The following is a 10,844-nucleotide window of genomic DNA, read 5'->3' on the forward strand; positions in this document are numbered from 1 at the left end:
GGCTGCTGAAAGATTGTTCCGGAGAGATAATTTCGATGACTAATTCCGGGGGAACGGGACAAGCTTCATCGGTGAGGGGAATATCTCCTAACCTTTCCGGGGAAATGTAGAGGAGATCAGGAACCGGACACCAATCTCGACCGTTTTTGCTTAGAATAATTGCCCATTCGATTCCCACTTCTCCCCGTCCTTGATTCCAGCGATCGAGTACGAGAAATAAAGCACCAGTTAAACGAGAATGAAAGAATTTCGGTGACATTTTTGGGATCGCTTCTCCATCGACTAATTCATAGGTAATATCGCCATCGGGAGCGGTTAGCGAGAAAAATTCCGGTAAAGTGAGGGATTTAGAAGAGATAAGAGTCATGGTCAATTTTCAACCGAAGTGATAGGACAATCGAGCGGGAATTTTCAGATCGGGGCGATCGCTTATTTGGTAATATTCCCCGCGCATTCTCACATTACGGATTAAACTAATGGGAGGCATATTAATCACATCGTAGCCAATCACCTGATGGGTAAACATAACATCGAGAGGATTTAAAGGATAGGGATAGATAAATAAATCCTCTTTTTGTTTTGATAGGGAAAGTTCTGTCAGTTTTACTTCCGCTTTACTCATCCATTTTCCCAAACGAATCCATTTAGGAAGTTGTAGGGGGTGATGGGAAATGATAAAACATTCAAAAACACTTTCGGGAGCGATTTCTTTTGCCCTGCCAAAACTGGGAATATTTTTCTGGGTTTTTTCCATCTCCACATGATAGTTATTATTGGCATATTTCCAAGTATTGAGAACCGCCGTATGAGCGATCGCCCGTGCGGGAGTGACATAAATTTTCTCTTCGTTCAGAGGATTTAAATGTTCTTGGTACTGTGGAATCTGTTCGGAACAGAAGTAACGATAACTATCGCTATTTACCAATCCCAAAGCATAACAGAGCGCGTAATTATGAATTACGGGTTCGCTTTCGTAGAGTCTGCCGATTTCACGGGTTGCGTAATAAAGACTATCGTGCAGTTCTAATTGACAGGAATAAATATGTACCATAATGATAGGGTGGGCGACACCCACCCGACGAAATTAGCTATTTTTTCTCGGCTTTCTTTTTCTCGATATATTGTTTAAAGTATTTTTTTGACTCCTTATCCGCTTGGTTCAAGATCGATAAAATTCCTGCTTCCGTACCCGTGAGAGTTTTCACCTCAGTTAATAAAGGTTGAAAATTTTCCCCGATAAAATCGGTATGAACGATAAATTCTTCCGCCATTAATGCTTGTATTGCTTCGGTGGCTTTTTCCATAACTAAATCCTCATCTAAGGGATCGATCGAGTGTAATACTTCATCGGGAAGGCGATCATATATTGCCTGTGTCCAGCGCAAATTACTAACAATTTCCCCATCGGCAAAAATAACACCGATAAGCTCATTTCTTACCCGTCCCGTCCGGGTGGTTTGCGCGCCGTAGTGACGGGTACGCAGGATGTTATTAAAAACATAGAGAAAACCCGCTTCTGTCGGATCTTTTAAAGTGACAATACTAGGGAAAAACACCTGCGGACGGATGTGATCCTGCTGGCTAATCCTGCTAGTCACTTCTCCTACTTTTGTGTTATTTTCTCCCTTTGATGCCATGGTACCGTTCTCGTAGGGAGCGTTTAAAGTAAAACTTTCATGGGATTCATCAAAGGGTGTGATCGAAAAAGCCGTATCTACTACTACTTTCGATTTTTCTGAACCAGAATCACCGATGGCAAAACCATAAATAATACAGTCGGCGTTATTCATGGCAAATTTTACATTGTACTCACATTCTTCGGCAGTTACAATGTTGTATTTACGGAGTAATTCTCGTCCGACTAAACGTTCTGGAGTTGACTGTTTTCGTTTAAACATCGATAAACGACTAATCGTTTTTTTGCTATCAATTCCCGCACGAACACGAGCTTTATTTAGCTCTCCATCTGTTTGAAATAAAGGATAAGATTCTGTGACTCGAATCGTCAAAAAGTGAACGTATTTTCCCATCGGTTTGTAGGGAATCTCGCCATGAAAGAATTTAGAATTGAGGGTTTTCAGTAAAGACATGGTAGGTACTCCTTGAATTAATTATTGTTTTCAGAATCTTCATCCACAGGTTGACCCTGGACTTTTAACTCTTGATTTTCTCTGTCCTGTTCAAGACGGTAAAGAAATTCGCAGGTATCGCGAATGAGGTTTAATTGTCTGCCAGCTAGACGCGCTCGATCGCCCTTAAAAGAACCCTCGAACACATCGATCACAAAATAACGAGCAAAAGACAATATTTTCTGTCTTTCCTGTTCTCGATCGGATAGAATCCAGCGACCTTCTGCTGTAGAAGCATGAACCCGATTCATTAAGCTGGCCACTTCCGCCGCTACTACAGAGACTAGGGCTTCTCCCTGATACATTCCTCCTTTGAGAATCGTATCGGCGGCCACATCGATCGGTTTTAAAACTGCGTTCGCTTTCGGGTTATATCGTTTATTAGCTCGATAGAATTGACGATACAATTCGGTTAAGTTTTTCGGGTGATTTAAGGGCGATTCTGCTGTCATATCGATAGTTAAATTGGTTCGGTTGGCTTGTACATAGGGATCGAAACAAGGATAAAAATCGTAGAGATACAGAGCGATTCGATTAGCGCTCGGTATATCGGCATCTTTGCCCCGTTTCCACTGTTTAAGGTAATGAAAAACATAGAGAGGACTGGTTTCTAAATTGATAGCGAGTTCCGTTAATTTGCCCCAATTGGGATCATAACCCGTCTTACCCTGCTTAGAGTTCACGTCTAAATGAATAGAATAGGCTGCGGTTAGGGTATTTAAGGGGGCGGAATATTTTTTTCCGTCATTATCTTGCCATGGATTCAAGACTCGATCGAGACGGAATCGATCGCATCGGGTTAAGGACCGGATCGCTTGGGGCGCACTGTCGAGAAATACCGTCTCTTCAAATTCCGCACCGTCGCGATAGGGAGGAATAGGAGACTCAGAAACCACCGTTTTGACATCTAAAATCATCGGGAAAGCTAATCCTAACCATGCCGGCATAACCCAGGATTCCGTATCGGTGGGATCGCGGCCTGGAGGTAGGGCCATAAAATAAAAGGTTAGGGGTTTATCTTCGGGATAGGATAGTTTAAAAGTGCGGTCTTTTTTGCCATCTTCCTCCTCGTTAATTGTTTCCTTTTTCTGCCTTAATTTTTCATCGATCAGGAAACTATCGACACTCTGATAACGGGTTCGATCGAAGTTAGCGACTAGATCCTTATCGACAAAGTGCAACTTTATCGAGCTATCAAAACGAGTTTGAGCGATGTTAGCGTAGGCTTTTTGTAAAAAACTATTGGTTTCGGGAGTAAAATAATAGGTCGGGTAAAAGTACAGATAGCGATATTTGCCGTCCTCGAAACGTTTTCCTACCGCTTGGGTTTGATTCATAAGAATCTGACGCAACATCATTTCCGTTCCCGCGATACTGGAAATGTTTCGTTTGGCGTTCGAGCCTGCCAGCATTTGTTTATTGGTATAGACTTGGGGAGTGAAAAGAACCGCCGATTCCATCTGTTCGCTGACACTATAGGGAGAATGGGAGATCGAACAGAGAAGTTGACGGCCGCGACCTTGTTTTTTAGCGGCGTTGTAGTGGTTTAATTCTTTCTGGAAGGTTTCGATCGAGTGGGCCAATTCCCGACCGGGTAACTGCACCACTTGATTAACCCACTCTCGCAAATCCTCCCAACCATCGGGTAAGTTATATCCCGCAACTATGGCGGCGATTTTTGCGGCGAGAAAAGCGATTAAATCTTCTGCAACCGGTCTAATATCCTCGATTCCGGGATGCTGTTTCAGGTATTGTGCCGCTAGATAATACCATTCGTAGGGAACCCCTCCCGTATTGCCTTTCAGTTTGAGTTTTTTTAACGATTCATTAATACACTTGATCGCTCGGATTTGTGGCAGATAATTTTCTAGATTCCAATAATGCGCGATCTCGCTAATTAAATCTAAATCCGGCGGTGCGGGTAAGTTTTTCTGCAATTTTCGCGCCTGTTCGATTTTTTCCAGGCGATCGCCCCAGATTTTCCGCGTCACCACGTCCCCGAATTCCGCTAGGCGATCGATGCGGATATCATCTTCACAATGAAAATCGTAATCCGTCGGTAAAACGCCCTGTTGTTGAAATTTAATCAGGTTTTCGCCGCGACTTCGGGCCACGGACGCTTTATTATCACCGAGGATGCGAAGGGTGGCGTTGAGGGCAGCGCGCATTAACCCGGCATCGTCGAAAAATTGGCTGTAGTAATCTGCGTATTTCATCCCCTTGCCATCTCGGCCGAATCCCGTTTGTTTACGCTGTAATTCACCGCTACAGAGGGATTTAATCGTGTCCACCACTCGATTCGGTAAGGTTTCTAGGGACACTTCTGGCGCGTTTTTGGGGGCGATATAGACAACTCCCGTAGGCAGGTAAAGTAAAGGCTGATAGTCTAGTTCTTGATGTGCTTCCATCACCGCGTTATTAAGTACGTTCGTCAGTACCCCGCGGTTTTCGGCGATGCTGTGGTAAGTAAATTTTAGTTCCCCATCGCTGAGGCTGTATAAAAGGTCTTGTAACGAGGCTTTTTCCGCGTCGTGGGGGTGTTTAATAATGGATGCGAGGCGATCGGCTAGACAGGCAAGATCGGTTAAACTTTCGAGAGCGCTATTGTTTAAGCGAGTATTTAACCCATCTTCCGAGGTATTTCGATCGGTATCATTCCGACGCTGGGCATTTTTAGCGATATATATCAAATCATCAAGATATTCAGTCCATTTTTCTGGTTGATCGGAAAATAAAAAGCGATCTAATCCTAATTCGGGAACCAATACTTGAAAAATCTCTCGATGTTCCTCTCGTGATAGTTTGCGGATATCTTGATCGAAGTCCTCGTTAATCTCGATATATTTCGCCGGCATCCCGGGAAAAAGCGAGTAGCGGAATTTCTCGAAATCGTGGAGAATAAACCCAGCGATCGCCAACCTGCGCTCGCATTCCTTTACTACCCGTCGAACGGTAGTATTGAGTTTTTCTAGTCGTTTTTCGATGAGATTAGCGGGAAATAATCCATTAAGTAAATGAGTATTGAGAGATTGATCGCCCGCGTTATCCCGTCGAACTTTGCTTTTTCCCTCTAATTCCCGACGGCGATCGATTTCCTCGAAGAAATTTCCTCCTTTTGCCGTGACACCGATCGCTAATCGGAGTAAATTGGGTAATACCATTTCGGCAAAATCTGCCATAACTCGATCGTCGGGGTTTTCCGCTCGAATCGCCTCCCGTAGGAGTTTTAGGGTTAGCAGTTGGCGAACGGTTTCGACTCGGCGATCGCTTACCGATTCGCTAATTCCTAAATCTTCGCCAGAAAGAGATTCTAAATCAATATCCTCGAACTCAAAATCCAGATCTTTATCTTCAATTTCTGTAGTGTTATCGAATAGATTTAACTGTCCCGTTTCCTCTAATTTTTTTTGTTTTTTAGGCATCTTTCACCTCTAGAGAGTCTAAATAGGGCTTGCTGAATAAATGTGAAATGTAGGCAAGATAGGGGTTTTGTGGCTGTTCTCGCGAAACAGGTGCAATATTTTGAGAGAATCGTGCTTCTAAACCTTGCGTCTTCATCGGCCCGCGTCCTGTAGGGGCGAAGCATTCGGGCAATAACTTATCGGTGAAACCGGAGATTTTCTATCCGAATGCTTCGCCCGTACTTTTTGCCGCAAACCCTAAATAGTCGGTAATTTGTTTGAGATAAAATCGCCTCGTATTGTCTATGCTCTCCACGCGCTCTAGAACCGAAGAGAATTAATAGTTTTAAATTCGGTAGTTTTTCCACAGTCGTGGTTATTCTATTGATTGTATTGATAATTTTCAATTCTTTCGTATTTTTAACCATTTTCTGCCTCCAAGGAATCTAGATATTGAACGATCGAGCGTTGGTAGCGGGGATAATCTCGTAAAATATTAGCGATCGAGGAATGAACGATATCGGGATCAATTTTCTTGTATAAGTGTACGAGTAAGTTTCTTAATTTAATAGACTCGGCCAGTTGAACGGCTAGGTGTTCTTCTAAAATTCCCAGTTCTACGATTTGAAATAATGCGTCGCGAGCATTGTTCGGAGACTCGATATCTAAACATTTTAAAATCTGATAATTGATATCGATGCCAGTTTGAACGATAAGCTGAATTAACCTTTCTATGGCTAATTGACGTTCTCTTAATGTACGATAATCCTCTAAGGTGATCGAACCGTACTCGCTAAGTTCGGCGAGGTATTGATTCATGAGGTTTAATTCGTCTATCGCGATCAGAGGTTGAATAGCATTTACACTCCTTTTTCTCGTAGAGAAATCTCTAGATTATTCCGTAATTGACGGTATAACGCTTTCGATTCTTCAGGATTCATGAGAAATTTTTCTTTAAATCCCTCGAATAGTCCCGTTTCCCGTTCGTATAGAAGTTGACCATCCCGTGCGACATAATGAGCGAGGATCGGCGAACATTCTTTTAAATCAATCACATCAATTTTGTCCTCGGGAATCTCTAAAGCTTGTTCGAGTAGTGTATAAATTTTCAATAGACTCGAAATATCCTTTTGAGCGCTTCTTTCCTTGTATAAAACAGCGAAATCCCAATCGCTATCAGGTTTATGCTCTCCACGCGCTCTAGAACCGAAGAGAATTAATAGTTTTAAATTCGGTAGTTTTTCGACAATAGCCGTAATTTTTTCTACTAGCCTATTCATATTTAGCCCCTATCAAAAAAAATGGCAAGAATCCGATGGATATATCGATCGATGTCCCTAGCGTCTGTCTATGTCTATTATCAAACGCGGAGGAAGCAAAGAGCAACTAAATCCCAGAAAAAGTGTCCGTACACTTTGACTCCCTCATCTCTTGGTAGCCTCAAACGGCATCAACAGATCCACACCTCACCCCCTTGACCTTTGAACCGATGAGCGAGAGTATCCAACAACAAAGCCGATTGACCGATCGCGATAGAATAGGGTGACAGGGGAGAATGAATACTACTCTCGTCACTAATCGGATAAATACCGAAGTGCATCGGCAGTTGTAAGCGTTGGCGAACTGCAGCGACGGGATAGGCAAGAACGAAGCTAACCAGAGCCTGATCCCGTAACTCCCGACTAATTCGATCGAGCCAAGGATTATCCGGCTGCCAAACACCGATTCCCGTCAAAACCTGTACTTTCCACGCGGAGGCGATCTCGCCTAAATCGCCGTCGTAGGTAAAGCGCCAGTTTAACCTTTCCTCTCGATATCCCTTTAAATTCAGAAACGCGAGACAATAATCGAAACGTCTGCGCGCGATCGGTGTTTTCGTGGCCTCGATCTGGCGCTTAAACTCGCCTTTTCTCCACACCTCCACCTCTAGATTACCGAGAATACTGGGTAAATCGTAGGTTTTAAAGCGATCGCATTCCTCCGGTTCCGTCGAATCGTATAACCCGCATAGTAACGGACTCGACCCGCGAAAACTAGACGCATCCTCGAAAATCGGATTACCGTTTTTCCCCGATAACTCCTTCCATTCGTCGGCCCATCCTTTCACCCGACCGGCGACCCGTTTTAAACTGGTATCGAAAACCTCCTCGCATTCCTGTTGAAACTTCTGGCGACTTTCCCCGTATTGGGATTTGATCTTCGGACTCCCTAAATTCCACCAGAGTTGAAATGATTGTACCGCTCCCCAACGTTGGTAATAAGCCTCGAAATTATTGATATGACGGTAGTTACTCTTGATGGCCTCCTGTAGCTGAATTCGGTCATACCGTTCCCCGATTTGTAACGGTGCGTCTTTCTTCTCGAATAACCGTTCTAGGAAAAATTTTGGAACCAGAGCGATCGCTGTGAAGTTAGTAAATTTTACCGCCGTTCCCTTTCGATCGTAGCCGCTGTGACGGCCTAAACGGCCGAAACGTTGAATAAAATTTCCCGCATCCGACGACTCAAAAATGAGAAAATTAATCTTGAAGTCCACCCCCACATCGATGGTACTCGTTCCGATCACCAGATCACGATTTAACGATGCCAACTTCTCCCGCGTTCCCGAAAGACCCGTATTTTCCCCCACTGTTAAACCGATAGTCGCCAATAATTCTCGGAAAATCGGCAGCAGACGTTTAACCGAAGCGATCGAATTGAGAATAATCGCGCCCTTGCTGCCGGGGTATCGCTTAAAATAGTCTAAAATTCGCTCTTTATTTTCCTTCAACCAATTTTCCGAAGTTTGAAAACTCGACGGTAAGGGAATAAAAGATAGCTCGATTTCCGAGGTTACTTGTCGCCATCCCTGTTGAGCGAGGGAATTGGCCTCTTCTGGGGTATCGGGAAACCGGTATTTTCCTTCTCTTACCGGGTCGATCGATCGATAGCGAAACCCCGCTTTATCCAATCGTTTTAGTAAACCCTCGTCGGGAGTTGCGGACAAAAACAGGTATCGTTTCCCACGATTGGCCCGTCGGATTAGAAGCATGGTATTGATAATACTGGCGACCTGTGGCGTGCCGAAAACGTGAAATTCATCGAATAGGAAGAGATCGAAATGTTTATCGATCCGGTTCCATAGCTGATCGGGGTTATCGTAGGGGGTTAAATAGGCCGCCCGATGCAGATAATGGAAAATATCGGGGTTAGTTAAGAGAATTTCCGACTGTTTCGATCGAGTCTCTAGAGCGATCGCTTTCGTTTTCCCATCCCGTTCGGCGTACAATTCCAACTCGGGCCCGGTTAAAAGATTGACCCGGGGTTGATCCGTTGGTTGAAATCGTTGAATATATGCCTCGATCTGACCCCGCTGATCCCGCGCTAGTTCGTTGGTTGGGTAGAGTCCCATAATCGGGAAATATCCTTGCAAAGTTCGCAGGTAGGCCGCTAGACTTTTCCCGTCCCCCGTCATGGCCGAATTGATGATTACCGCGACATCGGGATCGTTGAGTGCTTTCCACGTCTCCACCTGATGCCACGATAACCGCCATCCTTGCGGAACCTTGATCCCGTCTGGTATCTCGTCTGCGGGACAGGAATAGACTGGCCTGAGCGTTACTTGATAATTTACCATAAATTTCTGTCCGTAACTCCTTGCTATCTTCCATAATAACCACGATAATAGGGATAGACAAGTACCTTAACAGAAAAAGTGTCCGTACACTTATAAACTATGAGCCGGATAGGACAATCGATCACTTTATCGGTCAGTGAAAAAGAAAAACAGGCCCTAGAAATCCTTGCCAGTGAATTCGGGCTATTTTGGGGAGATAAACCGAATATATCGAAGTTAATCAAAGAAATTGCCCGTAATAAGCTTAAAATAGCTCCTAATCACGACTGGAAGCCCGATCGCTTGCAGATGCTCCAACAGGCGATCGATTCTCTCATCGATGCTGGACAAATCCCCATCGCCCTAGAACTAACTAAACTACTATTAGAACGGAGCGAACTGTCGGGACCCTTACGGAAAGAGCTAGAACGCAGCCTCGATAATCCTCCCCCGCCATGGCGACTGGAACTCGATCGCTCCATTCTCCGACAACAACCGTTTCAGTTATCCTATCAGGATGCCGGCGATCGAATCTGGGAATTCCATCTTTACCATGCCGCTATCAATCGTCACGAGGATCGCTTATATCTCGATTGTTGGTGCGAGGAAACCGAGGGAAATCAAGATATTTCCGAACTACACCATAATTGGAGTTTACGGATCGATCGAATCCCCAACGATTCCTTAATTACCCCGATCCCTAGGGCCAAATGGCGCAATCAGCTTGATAGTGTGTCGGCCGAGTTTCACCTGTTCGATGGATTAGCTCGATCCTACCGGACTAAAACCGCTATCGATATCGCCGACGAATTGATCTCGAACGATCCCCTCGTCCGGCAGATTACCCGACAGGTAACGAGTAGCTTCTGGTTTTTCCGCGAGATTCTCCCCTACGGGGAAGATTGCTTGTTGATCTCCCCGGAAAAAGTCCGCAAGCGTTTCTCTGACAAGGTGCAGCGGCTTTATCGACGCTACGAGTCCTGAAAAGACTTTCGTCCTTGCTGAATCAAGATACGATACTAAATGGTGTTTAAAATATAAGAAAGTGGGCGTTGTCAGATCAGAATGGGAAAGATGCAATGCAATCCTTGCTACCCTTCGACCCCTTCGACTCGGCTCAGGGCAAGTTGGCCCAGGGCAAGTCAAAGTAATTTCAGTTCCGGTGCTGATTCGGATCATCTTTCAATTTGACAACGCCATCTAGAAAATCTATCCAACGTCTATCCTACTGCATTTAATCTTGGTTTTGAGGGTGTTGGGTAACAGCCGCCAACTCAACCGACAAGATCAGCGTACTGCTACCCAGTGCCTTCGCCATCGCACTTAAACCCACAGCTGCAATCAATCTGCATGGTGCGTTCCCCAAAAATCTATTGGTGGAGTAGTAGAAGTTGCATTAGGGAACGCACCCTACGGAGATAGCGATCTGCAAATACTTACCTTATAGTCTAGTTTTCAGTGCATGGTGCGTTCCCCAAAAATCTATTGGTGGAGCAGTGGGAACCACATTAGGGAACGCACCCTACCAGAGCGGCGATCGCATTTTTCCAAATTCGATTTTGAATAAGGCAATTTTATGAATAGAACTCTTGCAAATTAATTATATGTTATAATGATCGGTTAACTAATTTTCCCCAAAAAATTAGTTAATCAGTACATTCGTCCTGAATGAAAACTTGAAGTTTAACTTTTAACTCAAAACTCTTTAGAGCTGCTTTA

The 10,844-nt window shown here is 44.4% G+C and carries 8 protein-coding genes and 1 pseudogene; 1 reads left to right on the forward strand and 8 read right to left on the reverse strand.

The window, feature by feature from the left end:
• The 8 genes and pseudogenes from PN470_RS02940 to cas3 all read right to left on the reverse strand — a co-directional run.
• Nucleotides 1-367 (reverse strand): Uma2 family endonuclease (locus PN470_RS02940; protein WP_272103601.1); only part of this gene is annotated, 367 nt, incomplete at its 3' end.
• Nucleotides 368-376: 9 nt separating this feature from the next.
• Nucleotides 377-1,051: a type I-D CRISPR-associated protein Cas5/Csc1 gene (cas5d, locus tag PN470_RS02945; protein WP_103112789.1), complete on the reverse strand. Its 675-nt coding sequence runs from the start codon at nucleotides 1,049-1,051 to the stop codon at nucleotides 377-379.
• A 37-nt stretch (nucleotides 1,052-1,088) separates the two neighbouring features.
• Nucleotides 1,089-2,090 (reverse strand): type I-D CRISPR-associated protein Cas7/Csc2, encoded by a 1,002-nt coding sequence (gene cas7d, locus PN470_RS02950; RefSeq protein ID WP_271936188.1) that lies wholly within the window; start codon nucleotides 2,088-2,090, stop codon nucleotides 1,089-1,091.
• Nucleotides 2,091-2,107: 17 nt separating this feature from the next.
• Nucleotides 2,108-5,551, reverse strand: a complete 3,444-nt coding sequence (gene cas10d, locus PN470_RS02955) for a type I-D CRISPR-associated protein Cas10d/Csc3 (protein ID WP_272103605.1) — start codon at nucleotides 5,549-5,551, stop codon at nucleotides 2,108-2,110.
• A 281-nt stretch (nucleotides 5,552-5,832) separates the two neighbouring features.
• A pseudogene (locus PN470_RS22310) lies at nucleotides 5,833-5,958 on the reverse strand (type VII toxin-antitoxin system MntA family adenylyltransferase antitoxin); the annotation flags it as partial.
• Complete coding sequence (gene hepT, locus PN470_RS02960) at nucleotides 5,951-6,349, reverse strand: type VII toxin-antitoxin system HepT family RNase toxin (RefSeq protein ID WP_002791882.1); 399 nt, start codon at nucleotides 6,347-6,349, stop codon at nucleotides 5,951-5,953. The gene hepT and the pseudogene PN470_RS22310, both read right to left, overlap by 8 nt.
• Before the next feature lie 41 nt (nucleotides 6,350-6,390).
• Entirely contained in the window at nucleotides 6,391-6,810 is a 420-nt protein-coding gene (mntA, locus tag PN470_RS02965) for a type VII toxin-antitoxin system MntA family adenylyltransferase antitoxin (RefSeq protein ID WP_272103607.1), read from the reverse strand.
• A 170-nt stretch (nucleotides 6,811-6,980) separates the two neighbouring features.
• On the reverse strand, nucleotides 6,981-9,146 hold the full coding sequence (cas3, locus tag PN470_RS02970; RefSeq protein WP_272103609.1) for a type I-D CRISPR-associated helicase Cas3': 2,166 nt from the start codon (nucleotides 9,144-9,146) through the stop codon (nucleotides 6,981-6,983).
• A 99-nt stretch (nucleotides 9,147-9,245) separates the two neighbouring features.
• Between cas3 and PN470_RS02975 the strand changes: the two genes are divergently transcribed.
• Nucleotides 9,246-10,109, forward strand: a complete 864-nt coding sequence (locus PN470_RS02975) for a WYL domain-containing protein (protein ID WP_271936200.1) — start codon at nucleotides 9,246-9,248, stop codon at nucleotides 10,107-10,109.
• Nucleotides 10,110-10,844 lie beyond the last annotated feature (735 nt).

Origin of the sequence: Microcystis sp. CS-574 (assembly GCF_028329095.1) — a bacterium.
Lineage (GTDB): Bacteria > Cyanobacteriota > Cyanobacteriia > Cyanobacteriales > Microcystaceae > Microcystis > Microcystis ichthyoblabe_A.